Annotated in this window: 13 protein-coding genes; 5 read left to right on the top strand and 8 right to left on the bottom strand. The window is 53.2% G+C overall.

Annotation, left to right across the window (positions count from 1 at the left end; all coding sequences use genetic code 11):
* Positions 1-9: 9 nt before the first annotated feature.
* Entirely contained in the window at positions 10-1,509 is a 1,500-nt protein-coding gene (locus ACZ5BI_RS01000) for an RCC1 domain-containing protein (protein WP_024059529.1), read from the bottom strand.
* A gap of 167 nt (positions 1,510-1,676) precedes the next feature.
* Here ACZ5BI_RS01000 and galE point away from each other — a divergent pair, with 167 nt between their 5' ends.
* On the top strand, positions 1,677-2,666 hold the full coding sequence (gene galE, locus ACZ5BI_RS01005; RefSeq protein WP_412585266.1) for a UDP-glucose 4-epimerase GalE: 990 nt from the start codon (positions 1,677-1,679) through the stop codon (positions 2,664-2,666).
* Positions 2,667-2,855: 189 nt separating this feature from the next.
* Here the strand turns inward: galE and ACZ5BI_RS01010 are convergent, their stop codons facing one another.
* The 3 genes from ACZ5BI_RS01010 to ACZ5BI_RS01020 are packed head-to-tail and all read right to left on the bottom strand — an operon-like array spanning position 2,856 to position 6,319.
* The gene (locus ACZ5BI_RS01010) at positions 2,856-4,247 is read right to left on the bottom strand and encodes an LCP family protein (protein WP_316086636.1); all 1,392 of its coding nucleotides are present in this window, start codon (positions 4,245-4,247) and stop codon (positions 2,856-2,858) included.
* Between the two features lie 35 nt (positions 4,248-4,282).
* Positions 4,283-5,605, bottom strand: a complete 1,323-nt coding sequence (locus ACZ5BI_RS01015) for an LCP family protein (RefSeq protein WP_316086637.1) — start codon at positions 5,603-5,605, stop codon at positions 4,283-4,285.
* Positions 5,606-5,656: 51 nt separating this feature from the next.
* Positions 5,657-6,319: a uracil-DNA glycosylase gene (locus ACZ5BI_RS01020; RefSeq protein WP_024059525.1), complete on the bottom strand. Its 663-nt coding sequence runs from the start codon at positions 6,317-6,319 to the stop codon at positions 5,657-5,659.
* A 104-nt stretch (positions 6,320-6,423) separates the two neighbouring features.
* On the opposite strand from ACZ5BI_RS01020, the gene ACZ5BI_RS01025 reads away from it, so the two are divergent.
* Together ACZ5BI_RS01025 and groL are read left to right on the top strand one after the other, a co-directional pair.
* Positions 6,424-7,026 (top strand): LytR C-terminal domain-containing protein, encoded by a 603-nt coding sequence (locus ACZ5BI_RS01025; RefSeq protein ID WP_316086638.1) that lies wholly within the window; start codon positions 6,424-6,426, stop codon positions 7,024-7,026.
* A gap of 286 nt (positions 7,027-7,312) precedes the next feature.
* Complete coding sequence (groL, locus tag ACZ5BI_RS01030) at positions 7,313-8,947, top strand: chaperonin GroEL (protein ID WP_464896426.1); 1,635 nt, start codon at positions 7,313-7,315, stop codon at positions 8,945-8,947.
* A gap of 395 nt (positions 8,948-9,342) precedes the next feature.
* On the opposite strand, the gene ACZ5BI_RS01035 is transcribed toward groL, so the two are convergent.
* The 4 genes from ACZ5BI_RS01035 to ACZ5BI_RS01050 all read right to left on the bottom strand — a co-directional run bounded on the left by ACZ5BI_RS01035 (position 9,343) and on the right by ACZ5BI_RS01050 (position 13,434).
* Positions 9,343-9,633, bottom strand: coding sequence for a WXG100 family type VII secretion target (locus ACZ5BI_RS01035; RefSeq protein ID WP_024059522.1), 291 nt, complete (start codon positions 9,631-9,633; stop codon positions 9,343-9,345).
* A gap of 224 nt (positions 9,634-9,857) precedes the next feature.
* Positions 9,858-10,991 carry an HD domain-containing protein gene (locus ACZ5BI_RS01040; protein WP_316086308.1) on the bottom strand — a complete coding sequence of 378 codons (1,134 nt, stop codon included), beginning with the start codon at positions 10,989-10,991 and terminating at the stop codon, positions 9,858-9,860.
* Between the two features lie 98 nt (positions 10,992-11,089).
* Positions 11,090-12,730, bottom strand: coding sequence for a sensor histidine kinase (locus tag ACZ5BI_RS01045; protein WP_316086309.1), 1,641 nt, complete (start codon positions 12,728-12,730; stop codon positions 11,090-11,092).
* On the bottom strand, positions 12,730-13,434 hold the full coding sequence (locus ACZ5BI_RS01050; protein ID WP_024059519.1) for a response regulator transcription factor: 705 nt from the start codon (positions 13,432-13,434) through the stop codon (positions 12,730-12,732). The genes ACZ5BI_RS01045 and ACZ5BI_RS01050 overlap by 1 nt, the downstream gene beginning before the upstream one ends.
* Before the next feature lie 148 nt (positions 13,435-13,582).
* Between ACZ5BI_RS01050 and ACZ5BI_RS01055 the strand changes: the two genes are divergently transcribed.
* A complete protein-coding gene (locus tag ACZ5BI_RS01055; RefSeq protein ID WP_316086310.1) occupies positions 13,583-14,434 on the top strand; it encodes a pantoate--beta-alanine ligase in 852 nt (283 codons plus the stop codon).
* Positions 14,435-14,484: 50 nt separating this feature from the next.
* Positions 14,485-16,026, top strand: a complete 1,542-nt coding sequence (gene lysS / locus ACZ5BI_RS01060; RefSeq protein ID WP_316086311.1) for a lysine--tRNA ligase — start codon at positions 14,485-14,487, stop codon at positions 16,024-16,026.
* Positions 16,027-16,032: the final 6 nt, after the last annotated feature.

Raw genomic sequence — 16,032 nt, forward strand, 5'->3', positions numbered from 1 at the left:
AGCTTACGACTACAGACGGGAGTAGACCGGAGTGATCTGCGCGGTTCGGGCGTTCGAAAGCCGATCGCTGCGCCGCCCATCTGCCAGCTGCCCCTGTGCCCAGTTGCCTACGCAGTACATATTGTTCTTCTTATCTAACATGCAAGTAAAGGTACTGCCCATGAAGATAGTGGAACGGGCATTTGCCCCCAGGCGAGCATCTAAACCGCTGACTGCCGGAGCCGTCCCCACAATCTGAGTATTGGTGCGGGCAACCCGTTTAGTTAGAGCAATACCAGGTCCGAGTTGTCCGAAGTCATTGCGTCCCCAACAATAGGTAGTGCCATTGGAAGTAACTGCGCAGCCCCCGTAGTAGCCTAGATAAACCTGGTTGACTTCGGGAAGGGAACTGATCAGCTCGGGCTGTAGCATCTTGCCTCTGGTGGACATATCGCCAGGCTTACCTGCCTGACCATCGGTATTGATTCCCCAACAATAAAGCCGCTTGTTTTCACCGATTGCGCAACTGCGATCCCCAGCGGCACGTAGAGAAACGAACTTCATATTTGAAACCGGTGCCGGGCGTAGTTGGTAATCGACTGCCAGGCGGTCATTCCAGCCGTCCCAGCCAGCTTTTACTCCCCAACAATAAACCGTCCCGTCTTGTTTAAGTGCGCAGGTATGGTCGTTACCGGTAGCGACCTCTTTCACATCGGTCATTACCGCTACCGGCTTTAGTTGGTTTCCGATGTTAGTGCTGTTGCCAACCTGTGCCATTTCATTGGCTCCCCAGCAAGAAAGCACTCCGGAGTTGGACAGGGCGCAAGCGTGGCGTCCTCCCGTAGCAATTTGGGCGGTATCTGCTGCCAGGTTCCCTACCCGCAGCGGATTGAAAGATCCCGACAATTGGGTACGGGATTTAATCTGTCCCAGTTGTCCAAAGGAGTTATCGCCCCAACAGTACACAAACTTATCGGTGCCCAGGCCGCAGGTGTATTCGCGACCGGTGGAAATTTGAGTGAATTTTACCGGTTGATTCGCGATGGTCTGCGGCTTTATGGCTGGCTGACGGGTTATAGGAATCCCCAGTTGGCCAGAATCGTTCACCCCCCAGCAGCGGGCGGTACCGTCGGTGCGCAGCCCGCAGGCAAAGGAGCCAGAGGCGGAGGCGCGCCGTAAATCCTGAGCGACTCCCACTGGTTGCACGGTATCGGAGGGGGAAGTGGTCTGGTTGAAAGTTGGAACCGGAGAAGGGCCGGGTTGTACCGGACGTAAAGACAGAATAATGCGCGGACCGTTAAAGGTTGGAGTAGGAGAAGGCCCGGGCATTATCGGATCATAATCCGAGGTAGGAGTAGTCGAGGTGGGTTGGGGATTGACCGGTGTTAGCGTGATTTCGTAGGTAGGTTTTACGGCTCCCGCGATGGAGGTGGTGGGGGCGATGATTAGGGTTCCCAGGGCAAGAAATACTGCTATCACTGCTAGTGTTACCTGCACGCCAATACGCCGTTTAGACGCGGCATCACGCATCTGGGGTCACCTCCCGTCCAACCTCGGGTTAAAACCGTACTCCTTAGTCCATTCTAACCTATTTTTAACGAACTTTGAAGTTGGATAATAGGTAAAATCCGACTAAATTTACCCAAGAAATCTCGATTAAGGGTACCATCAGCCGTCTGCTGAAGTAACCTGGAGCTATGAGTATTTTAGTTACGGGAGGCGCCGGTTATATCGGCGCTCATGTGGTTCGTCTCTTACAGCAACGTGGAGAAAAGGTAGTCGTCGTTGATGACCTGTCCTACGGTAGTCCTACCCGGATTGGGGACGCGAGACTGGTGCAACTTGACGTTGCCAGCTCTGGTGCCCGCAAGACTCTATTCCAAACCCTCATTGACGAGGACGTCACGGCAGTTATCCATTTTGCTGCGCGTAAACAGGTGGGGGAATCGGTAGAAAAACCCATGTGGTACTACCAGCAGAACGTTGGGGGACTGGCCAATATGATGTCCGCTATGCGTGATGCCGGGGTTCGGCAAATGATTTTCTCGTCCTCCGCGGCAGTCTATGGGCAGCCAGATGTGCCAGTGGTGCCGGAAGAACTTGCCGGTAAACCTATTAATCCCTATGGGGAAACCAAAATGATTGGGGAATGGATGATGGCAGATTGTGAACGCGCCTGGGGGTTGCGTTGGATAGGTCTGCGCTACTTCAATGTTGCCGGATCCGGGTGGGACGATTTGGGGGATCCCGCTCGCCTGAATCTAATCCCGATGGTGCTTGAACGCCTGGCGCAAGGCAAACACCCAGCTATCTTTGGCAGTGATTATGACACTCCCGATGGTACGTGTGTGCGCGACTATATCCACGTAAAAGACCTGGCTGAAGCCCATTTACATGCTCTTGACTATGTTACTTCTGGGCAAGAGATGGAACATCATACTTTCAATGTGGGCACTGGACAAGGTACTTCCGTAAAAGAAATTGTAGAGGGATTACGGCAAGTTACCGGGATTGATTTCGAAGCGGATGAGCAGCCTCGCCGCGCCGGGGATCCCGCTCAGCTAATCGGGGATACTACCCGGATTCGCGTTGACTTGGATTGGAAAGCAGAATACGGAGTCAAGGAGATTCTGGAATCTGCCTGGAGTGCTTGGCAGGCCGGACCAGATAAAATTGAAGGACTATAAACCGCAAATATAGTCCCGTTCTCTATCTTTCCGGGTTTGATAGGAAGCCTTCCTATCAAACCCGGAAATTTTTTTTCACGCGCCCATAGTAAATCATTCCCGTTATTAAAGATTTGGGGTATCCGCAGCTTGCTTCGATGAAAATCAGTTTCGTCCTCGGAAAAAGAAGAAAATCCTGAACCAATAGTGCTATTTGAACTGGTGATACTGATTGGGCTGTAAAGTACCCTGTTGGAAGGATTTCCAGAAAGATGGAGATTTATTGGGGTCGAGCTGTACCATCGCCCCATGTCCTCCCTTGTAATATGCCAATTTGGAAATCGGGGGAGCTCCGGTCAAGTTATTATTTGCCGCGCCGCGGTAGGCCAAGAGCATCTTACCCAACGCCCAGGCCCCGGAATCAGAATCACAAGTCAGATTGCTTGCCCCCGCGTTTGCCAGGTCGCGTTGTTTGAAGGGGTTAAGGAAGGTGGAAGGGGTAATCAGGGTTTGCGACAGCTTAGAAACCACCTGGCGTTGGCGCTCGGCTCTGCCGATATCCCCGCGTGGATCTTGATGTCGCATCCTGGAAAATGCCAAGGCAGTTGCCCCATCGGCCTGGTGACAGCCACTCTTCCATTTCAAAGCGGAATCAGCGTCGTTGACATCATAGTCGAGACACAGTTCCACCCCGCCTACCGCGTCTACTAGCTGGGTAACCGCACCCATAGTTACCTCAACATAGTGATCTACCTTGACTCCACTTACTCCCTCCACCGTTTTTACCAGTAGTTTCGGTCCGCCGAATGCGTAGGAAGCATTGAGTTTATTGAGGCCGTGCCCAGGAATGTCAACTGCGGTGTCACGGGGTAGGGATACCAGTTCCGCTACCCCATTAACTTTGCGTAGCAACATAATACTGTCGGCACGGGCACCTTGAACCCAAGGTTGTTGCACGCCCCCATCACTGCCATCGGAACGCTGATCGGAGCCGGCGATGAGCCAAGTTTCTCCCTCGCTAGCCGGTAGCGCTGAGAGGGCATCAACTCGGTTCAACTGGGAATCCACCAGGTACCACAGGTACAGCGGCCAGGCGATAACGAAAATAATGAGCACCGTGAGTGCCCATTTAAAAACTCGGCGTGCGGGGAGGTGGGCATGAGGAATCCGTGGAGAGCGGGAAGGCGGGGTAGGCTCCAGTTTGGCAGCGGCGACTTGTCTTTGAGGCGAGCTAGAGTCTGCGGGGAGACGATCTGCGGGCATTACCCGAGTACGGGTAGGAACCGTGCGTCCCGCAAAACGAGACTCAGAGCGCGGCTGTATGGGAATTTCTTGTGCCTTAGAAGTGAAGGAAGCGGGGCTAGCCCCTTGATCGTTGAGGCGACGGGAGATTGCCGGGCGCGAAGGGCGATCCGGGGAAGAGGAATGAGAGTTTTCGGAATGGTTGGCTAATCGTTTGGGATCTGAATAAGTGGGTTTGGCGGAAACAGCAGAACGCCGCCGCCTTTGCTGTGGAGCGTAGGAGGGGGGAACTGCTTGACTTGGCCGGGGACGGCGCCTCTTGGGAGGTGGGAAAGATTCCGGTAGGTTCTGCTGACTCAAGTTATTTGTTTCCTAACTGTTGACCGGAGGGTGCTTTATTGTCCTGCTTCGCATTTGCGCTGCAGTTCAGCTAGTTCTTCGGGACTTAATTTGGAGTTAAGTGACCCGCTTTGCCTCATGTCCTGTGCTGGCTGCAAATCTTCGGTAGTAGACTCCGAAGTCTCGGGAGTCTGACTGGAAGCAGCAGAAGGGGTGGCACTGTCCTGCGAGGGCTGGGAAGAAGAGGTCTGTTCGGTAATCGTGCGAACATTGCCGTTCCCGTCTCGCACTTCTACCCCGGCAGGTAGAGGAGTGTCATTTATGAAGGAATCCCAAATCGGCTCGGCCTTCTTTTCAGAAAGCAATAGGCGGTTCCGGTCAAAAGGAGCCTCGTATACCGGGAGAGTAAGGAAGAGCAGATTATCCGGCTTAAGCGATTGTAAAGACCATCCCAACCCGCTCAACTGGGAAACTGAAGATAGCCCCTCGGAGACGGTCAAAGCCCCTAGACCATTACCTACAAAGCCATAAAGCTGATTCAGGGACGTAAGCAAGTTCTTTTTTAAGGCAGCCCGCATCATAATACCCATAACCGCTTGTTGACGCTGGATACGTTGGATATCGGAGCCATCTGATCCTTTGACTCCGTGGCGTACTCTTGCGTAGGCTAAGGCCTGTTTACCATCGAAATGTTTACATCCGGGCTCTAGTTCTAGCCCAGAGTTTATCTTGTCTTTTATCTTGGTGGGGACGTAAATGTTGATTCCCCCCAGGGCATCAATCATGGAAGAAAAACCATTGAAATCCACCACTATGGATTCATCAATCCGTATCCCGGAGAGTTTTTCCACTGTTTTCCAGGTACAGACTACCGCCGACGCGCGGTCGCCGCCTAAGGATCCAATCGAATATGCCCAGTTGAATTGGGCTCTTTGCGGTTCAGACCTGCTGCCATCCCTACGCTGACAGGAAGGAATGTCGACAATTAAATCCCGGGGAATAGAAACCACATTTACCTGGGAACGATCTTTAGAGATGTGCATAATCATCGTGGTATCGGAGCGTTCGGTGGGATCGTCATTATTTGTTAAAGTTTGGTTGCCTTTACCGGACCGAGAGTCAGAACCAATTATCAGAATGTTGAGGGCTCGCCCGTCGTAGGAATCTGGGGGAGTTCGCCCTAGTAAGGAAGAGGCGCCGAGATTGTTTACCCGCCCGGATAAGTCAGCGTAAATCAAAAGGCCGGCCGCTAAAGAAAACGATAGTAGAAACACTAAGGTGCAGGACAAAGCGCGTCGTATCTTAGGAGGATACGGCGGATTATTAGCGTGGCGAATACGCCCGATATAGTCTTTCGCGCTCTTCTTGTGTGAACTCACGTGTACTACTTTATGCTGTCTACGCCTAATTGTAACGATTTGGATAAGAAGTTAGGGAAGTTGCCAGTTTATAGGAGCTGCACCTAACTGCTGCAACCAAGAATTGGTACGCGAAAACGGGCGCGAACCGAAGAATCCTCGGGAAGCGGAAAGAGGTGAGGGGTGGGCAGATTCTATGCAAGGAGTGTCTTTCAGGGCGGGACGTAAAGATTGTGCCTGCTTGCCCCATAAGATGGCGACTAGGGGGCGATCCCGCTGCACCAAGGCAGAAATAGCGCAGTCGGTTACCTCTTCCCAGCCGCGACCCCGGTGGGATCCGGCTTCATTTGGGGAGACAGTGAGTACCCGGTTTAGTAGCATTACGCCCTGCCCAGCCCAGGGACGCAAATCCCCACTGCTGGGCAGGGAGCAACCCAGATCTTCGTGGAGCTCTTTGAAAATATTTTGTAGCGACTTTGGAATGGCGACTCCCGGTTTTACCGAAAATGACAGCCCCATTGCATTGCCCGGGGTGGGATAGGGATCTTGTCCCACGATCAACACTTTTACCTGATCAAACGGGTAAGTGAAAGCTCGAAAAATGTCTTTGCCCGCAGGGAAATAGTTATTTCCTTCTTCGCGCAGCATTTTACCCATCTCGCTGATTTTGCCAGCTACCGGTTCCATAGCTGGTACCCAGGAGGGGTGCATGATCTTTTCCAGGTTGCTACTCATGCTGCTACTTTACCCTGTGAACGCCGATAAACCAGGAGGGGCAAATGTGCTTTATCGGCGTGGCAGGTAGGTTGCCGGTATGCAGATGCGGTTAATGTGGGCATGTGAGCAAACAAGAGTTTCCGCCAGATGAATTCGACTCGATGGGCGAAGAAGGTCCCTCTGGTGCTCATCGCCGTCCTATTAGACGCTGGCAAACCCTGCTACCAATCTTGATTGTGTTGGTATTAGGTCCGGCTTTAGCCTGGGGCGGGGTAGCGCTGATGAAAACTACCGGCAAGATCCACGATGCGCAGCCGATTGTCACCCCCAGTGCGAGCGCTAGTGTTACGGTTCCCAGTAATAGTCCCACCAAAATTGATAAACCTGATAGCACTACCTCGCCAGATACGAGCGAGAGTCCACAAGCTAGTGTCGGTAACGCCGATAAAGAAAATGTGCGGGTTCGGGTGCTTAATGCTTCTAAGCGTTCGGGATGGGCGAAACAGGTAGCTGAAGAATTGCAGTCTGCGGGCTTTAATAATCCGGTAGCGACTAACTCGCGGGCTCGCGGTTTAGAAGGATCAACCGTGCTGTATCGCGGTGAAAAATATCAGGCAGCTGCCGAGGAAGCCGCTAAAGTCGCTGGGATTTCCCAGGTTTACGACGCCAGTAACGGCAAGTTTCAAATTGGGGATACCGATATCGCCGTTTATCTTCTTGACTAGTTATCTGCCGATATAGCCCTGGCGCGAGTGTGACTTTGGGCTAGCTGATTTCTCTATCAGGATATTTTGCTCCAGTTATGAGCGATAGTTTGCACTTGGCCTAGGAGAGTGCCAAAATCGTATTTAGCACTCGAACCTAGAGAGTGATAAAAATCGAGTTCTTGATGAGGGGGCAATGTTCCGAGACAGGATCGGTGCAGCGTCCTCGTCCGTCGCGGGCATCAAGGCTGGGTCAAAGATCTAACCGCGTGGCGCAGTAGCGTCGCGATGGAGGGAATAAAAGCATATGAGCAAAATTATTGCTTTTGATGAGGAAGCTCGCCGGGGAATGGAGCGAGGGCTAAACACCCTGGCTGACACGGTGAAAGTAACGCTAGGACCGCGTGGTCGTAACGTAGTCTTGGAAAAGAAGTGGGGCGCTCCCACCATCACCAAAGATGGCGTGTCAGTAGCTAAAGAAATCGAGCTGGAAGATCCGTACGAAAAGATTGGTGCTGAGCTAGTCAAAGAGGTCGCCAAGAAGACTGACGATGTGGCTGGTGACGGTACTACTACCGCAACCGTATTGGCTCAGGCGCTGGTGCGCGAGGGTCTGCGCAACGTAGTTGCCGGGGCAAACCCGATTGCCCTTAAGCGCGGCATCGACAAGTCGGTTCAGGCAGTTGTGGATCAGCTGCACTCTGATGCCAAAGAAGTTGAGACTCGTGACGAGATTGCGGCTACCGCTTCTATCTCCGCCAACGATCCCGAAATTGGGGCTTTGATTGCGGATGCTATGGAAAAGGTAGGCAACGAGGGCGTTATTACCGTTGAGGATTCCAACTCATTCGGTACTCACCTGGAAGTCACCGAGGGTATGCGTTTCGATAAGGGCTACATCTCTGGTTACTTCGTAACTGACCCGGATCGTCAGGAAGCGGTGCTAGAAGACCCCTACATCCTGTTGGTGGAATCGAAAGTTTCCCAGATTAAGGATCTGTTGCCGCTGCTGGAAAAGGTAATGGCTACCGGTAAGCCGCTGCTGATTATTGCAGAGGACGTAGATGGGGAAGCCCTGACTACCCTGGTGCTGAACAAGATTCGCGGCACCTTTAAGACCGTTGCGGTTAAGGCTCCGGGATTCGGTGACCGTCGCAAGGCGATGCTGCAGGATATGGCGATTCTAACCGGTGGTCAGGTCATTTCTGAGACCGTGGGTCTGACCCTGGAAAATGCCGAGCTGGATATGTTGGGCAAGGCGCGCAAGGTAGTCGTTACCAAGGATGAGACCACTATCGTAGAGGGCGCGGGCGCTGCCGAAGATATTGAGGCTCGCGTAAAGCAGATTCGTCAGGAAATCGAGAATACTGAATCTGACTACGACCGCGAGAAACTGCAAGAGCGTCTGGCCAAGCTGGCTGGCGGGGTAGCAGTTATCAAGTCCGGTGCCGCCACCGAAGTGGAAATGAAGGAGCGTAAGCACCGGATCGAGGACGCAGTTCGCAACGCTAAAGCCGCTGTTGAAGAAGGCATCGTGGCTGGCGGTGGGGTTGCCCTGCTGCAGTCCGGCCTGAAAGCTCTGGATAGCTTGAAGCTGAGCGGCGACGAAGAAACTGGCGCCTCCATTGTTCGGGTAGCTCTGTCCTCCCCGATGCGCCAGATCGCCGAGAATGCCGGTCTGGAAGGCTCGGTAGTGGCTGAACGGGTTGCTCACCTGCCTGCTGGTCAGGGTCTGAACGCCGCCAATGGCGAGTATGAAGATCTACTCAAGAGCAATATTGCTGACCCGGTTAAGGTCACTCGTTCTGCTTTGCAGAATGCGGCCTCGATCGCGGGAATGTTCTTGACCACCGAAGCGGTAGTAGCTGACAAGCCGGAGCCTCCGGCTGCAGCTGGCGCCGATGAGGCGGCAGCAGCTGCCGGTATGGGCGGAATGTACTAAACCGTACTCAATTGGTTTTGCGACTAGGTCGCAAAACCAAGGTGATACCAAAGGCGGGGACGAACCTCACGGTTCGTCCCCGCCTTGTCTATCCATTTTGAGGTGTATGCGGAAAATGGGGTTAATGCCGGGCTAATGTCCATTTCCGGCTCCATTTTGGGTTAATACCCAAATGTGTGTACGGGTTCGGCGTGGGGGCTAGGTTTTTCCTCCCGCCCAAGAATTCGGAAAACGTAGCGACGTTTTCCGAATTCTTATGCCCACCGCACCCACTCGGATAAAACCTAGCCCCCGCACCTCGGGGTCGAAGTTCGTGAAAGCATGTGCAAAACCCTAAAATCCGGGTTAATACCCAAATGGGGGGGTTAATACCCAAATCAACCCGCGGTTAGGTATTAACCGGCAAACATGGCGGCAGCCCCACTTTCAGCTTCTTCGTAACTTACAGAGGCAGCCTGCAAGGCCTGGCCAATGGAATCCAAGGCTGCTTCCATTTGGGCTTGCGCCGCGCGCCAACGAGTTGCGCAATCCGCGAAGGAGCTAGCAGCTGCCCCGGTCCACGATCCTTGCAGAGCCTGCACTTGCGCCATCATAGCCGCGGCATCGGTGCGCAGTTGCCCGGCGATTGCTGCTGCCTGAGCTCCGGCTGCCGATACTTGCCCGGAATCTACATTGAACTGTGCCATCTTGGTTTCTCCTTAAAATAACAGATTGATTGGCTGTCGCCCTCAATCTAGAACCTGACTAGCCCCGCTCAAACCTGCCCGATAATAGTTTCAGAAAACTAAATCCTTAGCTGATCCTGGGGACAAAATAATAGCCAGGGGCAGGGGCAGGGGCTAATAAAGGTTGTCATCGGAAGATCGAATCATCTGGTACCGGTAATTTTGGAAGACCAGAAAAGCAATCCCTAAAATTCGGTCAGCGAATCCTCGTCGTCAGCGGAAGAATACATGGTCTCTTCTACATCTTCATCTGTGGAGACGGTCGGTGTTTCTTCCTCTTCAAATTCTTCTTTCTCGGGTTCGGTGCGACGATAATCGTCATTTTTAATAGTGACTTTCCGCATCGTAAAAGTGGAAAACTGGTCAGCCACATTTTCCATTGAAGAAAGACCATTTTCGCTATCATTATCGGCATTTTCAGCTTGTAAGCGGGCGCTGCGCGCTTCCAGGTCTTTTCTCTCGGTCGCCGAAATCTTTCTTAGAGGAGTCGTTAAAGAACTCGGGTTTTCTCCCCCGTTTAGAATAGGTCGTCGCGCAACTGTCCGCGGGGATGCCCTCTTGATAACCACAGTCTCGGAGGTATCTGCGCTGCGGGTTTTTTCTTTACTGCGAGGACGCAGGCCAGAACGCTCTTTCCCAGAAATATTCCCGGGGATCAACGTCGATAGCTTCGCGTATTCGCCCTCTAAATTTTGCCGGGCGGCATTTTCGTTACCGCTGCCCAAAGGAGAAAGAAAAATAGCATCGCGCGCCAATAACTTTGAGATTAGTGACCGGCGTAACCGCGCATAGCGCAGCGGTTCCATAGTGTCCATTTCCGCTTGCATCAACTGGCAATATCCTCGGTAATCCTGAGGAGAAGCTCCCAGATACGACATGGAGGCGTCAACGAATACACAGGCGTCCAGATCATCCGGCGGTGGCTGGCGCCCTTCCAGCATTAAAATCAATTCCCCGACCCGGGTAGCCAGCTCTTTTGGTAGTCCCATTTCTGCGAGGCGGGTAAGTGCAAAATCAGCCGAGGCGGGATAGTTTTCGTAGTTAGTAGTATTTTTTGCGCGTGTTTGCGACTGGGTAATTACTCCGTGATACCAGGCGGCAACCGTTAATACCGCTGGCTGTTGAGAAGTGTTCGTATAATGATCCAAACAGGTAAGCAGACGGATTAAATGGTTCTTGGTATGGAATTGGCGCCCGGCAGACTGCCACATTTGCAGCAGCTTATCCGCTTCTTTACGCAATAGGGTATCGTCGGTGATCCCCAGCTCTCGCATAGCTTTGACGAATCCCGTCTGCAGCCAAGATGGCGCACCTGGCATAGCCTCCGTACCCCCGACGATTGAGTGTTGCAGTGGTTATCCTACGGCTAAAATCGCTTTAGAGAAAATACAATCAAAAACAGCCCCCGCAGCTGCAACTATGCTTCGATATTTTTCGGCATATCGGGCTGTGTGCTTCGCGTAGCTTTCTTTCCCGCGCCTTTCTTAAAAACTTTTGCGATTTTCTTACTCGCTTTTTTCTGGACGGCAGGAGGAGGTAGCGCCGGGAAAGACATTCGTATAGTTAGCCCTCCGCCGGCAGTGGGCAGCGCCTGGGCGGTTCCGCCATGCACCGCGGCGATAGCCGCCACGATCGAGAGACCCAGACCGGTACCGCCGGTTTGCCGCGAACGCGAACCGTCACGGCGGTAGAAGCGACCAAAAATCTCCTCAAGTTCTTCTTCGGGAACTCCCTCGCCGTGATCACGTACTTCTAACACTGCCTCACCAGAGTTAATCCCGGCCAAGATTTCTACCGGCACCTGGGGGTTGGTGTAGCGTTCCACATTGCCGATTAGATTGGTCATCACTTGGGTTAGTTGATCGCGATCGGCTAACACCAGGGCGCTTTCCCCCTCATCTAACTCCAATGCGGAGCCATCTAGATGAAGTAAACTAATGTCTCGCTCTGGCGAAAGTGCCGATAAATCTAATGCTCCTGCCGCCGCTATCCGGTAAAGATCTACCGCCTCCATTTTTATTTTCCGTCCTTCGTCCAGACGCGCAAGCTTTAGTAGATCCTCTACCAGAAGTCCCATCCGGGTGGCTTCTGACTCGATCCGCCCCATAACTTCTTCCACCCGCTCGGGGGGTACCCCGCCCATTCTGTACAGTTCCCCGTATCCGCGGATGGCTGCTAAGGGGGTGCGTAACTCGTGAGAAGCATCAGAAACAAACTGGCGTACTTTTTGCTCGTTACGCTTTTGAGTAACAATAGTTTCTTCAATCCGAGAAAGCATAAAGTTGAGCGCAGAAGCCAGCGAAAGCACTTCTCCGGCACGCACCTGGGATAAATCAATACGTTCGTGTAGGTCCCCCGAGGCGATTTTCCCGGCAACCTCCTCCATTTGCCGCAGAGGGCGCAGGGAGACTTGCACTAATACATAGGCTAAAACCCCGCCGACCAAAATAATGATAAGCGAAGTGCCCAGAACGTTAATCCCGGTAGCGGTAACTGTTTGGGTAACGGTCTGCAGCGGCAGCGCCACTATTAAGGTCCCGGTGATCTTGGGGGTTTGGTCGCTACGAATTGGCAGCATAATGGCGCGCCAAGATGAAGAGGATTCGCCTGCGATCGTAAAGGGCTTTTCCCACTTGATGTCGCGGGAACGCTCTGCCAGCTCTAGAGCTTTAGAGTCTGGGCGTCCTCTATCTACCGCCGCGGCAGAAGAGGTAGCTTCGGCTACCTGTCCGGCGTAGTTGACTCTCACAAAATAATTGGTGGGCTGATTGCCTTGGAAAGTCCCTTTATCTAGTAGATCTACTAAATCGTTAGTTTTTATCCGCGAGGCGGTAGCCTTCAGATTGGAATCTATCTGCGCGGTCAAATGCGAATGCAAGATCCCGAGCATGGCGGCTCCAGTTCCGCCCAGCCCGCCAGCCAGCAATGCCATGATAACCAGCACTAAACGCCAGGTGAGAGGGATTCGTTGCCAATAGGTACGGTGCTGCTTGCTGCCTGTTGGCGCCGGATTATCCGTAGAAAACTGCTCTGCTTTACCGGGGACTTCTGGGGTCATTAGTGCTTTCCGGTGCGAATCATGTAGCCGATGCCCCGGCGGGTGGTGATGATATCTCCACATGACCCCGGCACATCTAGTTTGCGTCGCAGATAGGAAATATACGATTCCACAATCGCCGCTTCGCCATTCCAGTCGTATTCCCACACGTGGTCGAGGATTTGGGCTTTCGAAACTACTCGCCCTTCGTTAATCATCAGATAGCGCAGCAATTTGAATTCGGTAGGGGAGAGGTCGATTACTTGGCCGGCACGCCGGACTTCATGAGCGTCCTCGTCTAAAGCAATATCGGCCACCCGGATGACCGCGTCTTCACCCGCAAGCCCCCGGGTGCGTCGCAAGATAGCGTTAATCCGTGCCACCACTTCCTCGAGGCCGAAAGGTTTGGTTACATAATCGTCCCCGCCCACGGTCAGACCCTGGACTTTATCGCTCATGTCGTCTTTTGCAGTTAGGAAAAGAATGGGGGTGGTGAAGCCATTTTCGCGCAGGCGGCGAGTGACAGTGAAGCCGTCCACGTCGGGCAGCATTACGTCTAATACGATCAAATCTGGATCGGTAGATTCGGCCTGTTTTATCGCTTCGGAGCCATCAGCAGCCGTGAAAACTTCGAATCCGGTATAGCGCAAGGAAGAGGCTAACAAATCGCGGATATTGGGTTCATCGTCTACTACCAGTAAGCGAGCAGTGTCATTAGCAGTCATAGCAGGAATTATTACCCAGAAAACTGGATGGTAGCTGAATAGACTCTGGCAGCTAGGTGGGTAAAAGCTTAGGGCGGGCAGGTGTTAATCTCGGCTCTCGACAGGTAGAATCAAGCCAGCAACAACAAGATAACCTGAGGGAAATAGCGTGAATAAAGCGAAAGAACCGCTGGTAGTACATGATCGTCAAACCTTGGAGCGGGTAGAAAGAAATGCCGGAACCGTGGGGCTGGTGGTCACTCGCGGTAACTGGCATCCCGGGCATCAGGCTGCTTTTGCTGAGGCCAGCGGGCGGGTAGATACCCTGGTGGCCTCGGTTTATACCAATCCGGTAGGGCCAGCCTTTGAGACTACCTCCGATATGATTAGCGCTGCGGATTTAGAGTTAGCGGCGCGCAGCGGGGTAGATATTATTTTCGCGCCCTCAACTGAGGCTTTTTATCCTTTCGGGGCGGCACTAACGGTGTTAGACCCCGGGCAGATTATCCGGCAATATGAAGGTGCGCACCACCCTGAGCAGGCACGCGATCGCCTAACCCAATTGGTGAAAATGTTGGGTATCGTCCGTCCTCATAAAGTATTTATCGGGCAATGCGATGCCCAGTTTTTAGCGGCGGTGCGCCTGGTGGTGCGGGATTTGGATATTCCGGTATCGGTAGAGGTGGTTCCTACTTTTCGGGATTTAGATGGACTCACAGTTTCCCAGACCACCCAGGCTCTTTCTGCCACGCAACGCGAGGATGCTACCTACTTCGCGAAAGCCCTGTTTGCGGGAGTGCAGGAGGCAGCATCCTCAGGCTCAGGGGCGGCAGTTCTCGCAGCAACCCGGCAAGCTCTGGGAGAAAGCGGCGCCGAAATTGAGTATCTTGATTTGGTCGATCCGATTTCCTTCGGATCCTGGCAGGCAGATGGCCCCAGCACTGCCTGCCTAATCGCAGCGGTAAAGCTAGGTGACATCCGTTTGAGCGATAACCAGTTAGTGGTACTTTCCCGTCCTTAAGCCCGGGTTTAAGCTAGCGAGATTGAACCGGTTAACCGCTCATAGCTAACATGGAATGCGTGAGTGAAGCTAATAACCAAAGTGTGCCGGAACAGATTCGTATTCGCGCTGACAAACGTCAGCGCCTGATTGACGATGGTCGCAACCCCTATCCCATCGCAGTACCTATTACTCATACCCTTAGCCAGGTGCGGGAAAAATACCCGAACCTAGCAGCCGGAGAAGAAACTGAAGACTTCGTGGGGGTCGCCGGGAGGGTAGTGTTTTCCCGTAATACCGGTAAGCTCTGCTTCGTAACTTTGCAGCAAGGCGATGGTACTCGCCTGCAAGCAATGCTTTCTGCCGCCCAAGTAGGTAAAGATTCCCTCAGTGATTACAAAGCCGATGTGGATCTGGGGGATCACCTGTTTGTTTACGGACGGGTAATTGCCTCCAAACGCGGGGAGCTTTCGGTCATGGCACAGCCTGGTGAGGACGGACAACCCGCCTGGCAGCTCACTTCCAAGTCTTTGCGTCCGCTGCCGAAAACTTTTAAGACCGAGGACGGGCAAGAGGTTTCTCTGTCTGAAGACCAGCGAGTGCGTCACCGGGAAGTAGATATGATTACCCGGGAAGCTGCTCGCGAAATGGTGCGCACCCGCGCGAAGGTGGTGGCTTCCCTGCGCGAAACTTTATCCGGGCAGGACTTTATCGAAGTGGAAACCCCGATGCTGCAAACCCTGCACGGTGGGGCAGCTGCCCGCCCCTTCGTCACTCATATGAACGCCTATGACACTGACCTGTATTTGCGGATCGCCCCGGAATTGTTCTTAAAACGTTGCCTGGTAGGCGGGATTGATCGGGTTTTTGAAATCAACCGCAATTTCCGCAACGAAGGTGCCGATTCCTCGCATTCTCCCGAGTTCACCATGCTGGAGGCTTACCAGGCCTACGGGAATTACCGCCAGATTGCCGAACTTACCCGCCAGCTGGTGCAAAATGCGGCGCAGGCTGCCCTGGGAACTACCGTCGCCACTTTGCCGAACGGAGAATCTTATGACCTGGGGGGACAGTGGGAATGGATTGACCTGTATGGTTCCCTATCAGCGGCTTTGGGGCAAGAAATTACTCCGCGTACCCCGCGAGAAGAATTGGTGAAACTGGCTAAGGAGCGCGAGATTGAAGTCGAAAAGTTCTATTCTCCCGGCAAACTCGTGGAGCTGCTATGGGAAGAGGAAGTCGGCGACGCGCTCTATGCTCCCACTTTCGTAGCGGACTTCCCTGAAGACACCTCCCCACTGGTGAAATCACATCCCGAAAAACCCGGCCAGGTGCAAAAATGGGATCTGTATGTGCGCGGATTCGAGCTGGCTACCGGCTATTCGGAACTGAATGATCCGGTGATTCAGCGTGAACGTTTTGAAGCGCAATCTCTTGATGCCGCCAACGGCGACCCGGAAGCTATGCAAGTAGATGAAGAATTCCTGCAAGCGATTGAAGCAGGAATGCCGCCAGCTGGGGGCATGGGAATGGGGCTTGACCGCCTGCTAATGGCGATTACTGGTCTGGGGATTCGCGAAACCATTACTTTCCCGCTGGTAAAACGGATTTAAATAGTC

Source organism: Varibaculum sp. GTC20041, assembly GCF_055387755.1.

What these genes read in the sequence shown, in the direction of transcription:
- groL (WP_464896426.1), top strand. Translation starts at nt 7,313, where the DNA reads ATGAGCAAAATTATTGCTTTTGATGAGGAAGCTCGCCGGGGAATGGAG.
- ACZ5BI_RS01035 (WP_024059522.1), bottom strand. Translation starts at nt 9,633, where the DNA reads ATGGCACAGTTCAATGTAGATTCCGGGCAAGTATCGGCAGCCGGAGCT.
- lysS (WP_316086311.1), top strand. Translation starts at nt 14,485, where the DNA reads ATGGAATGCGTGAGTGAAGCTAATAACCAAAGTGTGCCGGAACAGATT.
- galE (WP_412585266.1), top strand. Translation starts at nt 1,677, where the DNA reads ATGAGTATTTTAGTTACGGGAGGCGCCGGTTATATCGGCGCTCATGTG.
- ACZ5BI_RS01000 (WP_024059529.1), bottom strand. Translation starts at nt 1,509, where the DNA reads ATGCGTGATGCCGCGTCTAAACGGCGTATTGGCGTGCAGGTAACACTA.
- ACZ5BI_RS01040 (WP_316086308.1), bottom strand. Translation starts at nt 10,991, where the DNA reads ATGCCAGGTGCGCCATCTTGGCTGCAGACGGGATTCGTCAAAGCTATG.
- ACZ5BI_RS01020 (WP_024059525.1), bottom strand. Translation starts at nt 6,319, where the DNA reads ATGAGTAGCAACCTGGAAAAGATCATGCACCCCTCCTGGGTACCAGCT.
- ACZ5BI_RS01050 (WP_024059519.1), bottom strand. Translation starts at nt 13,434, where the DNA reads ATGACTGCTAATGACACTGCTCGCTTACTGGTAGTAGACGATGAACCC.
- ACZ5BI_RS01045 (WP_316086309.1), bottom strand. Translation starts at nt 12,730, where the DNA reads ATGACCCCAGAAGTCCCCGGTAAAGCAGAGCAGTTTTCTACGGATAAT.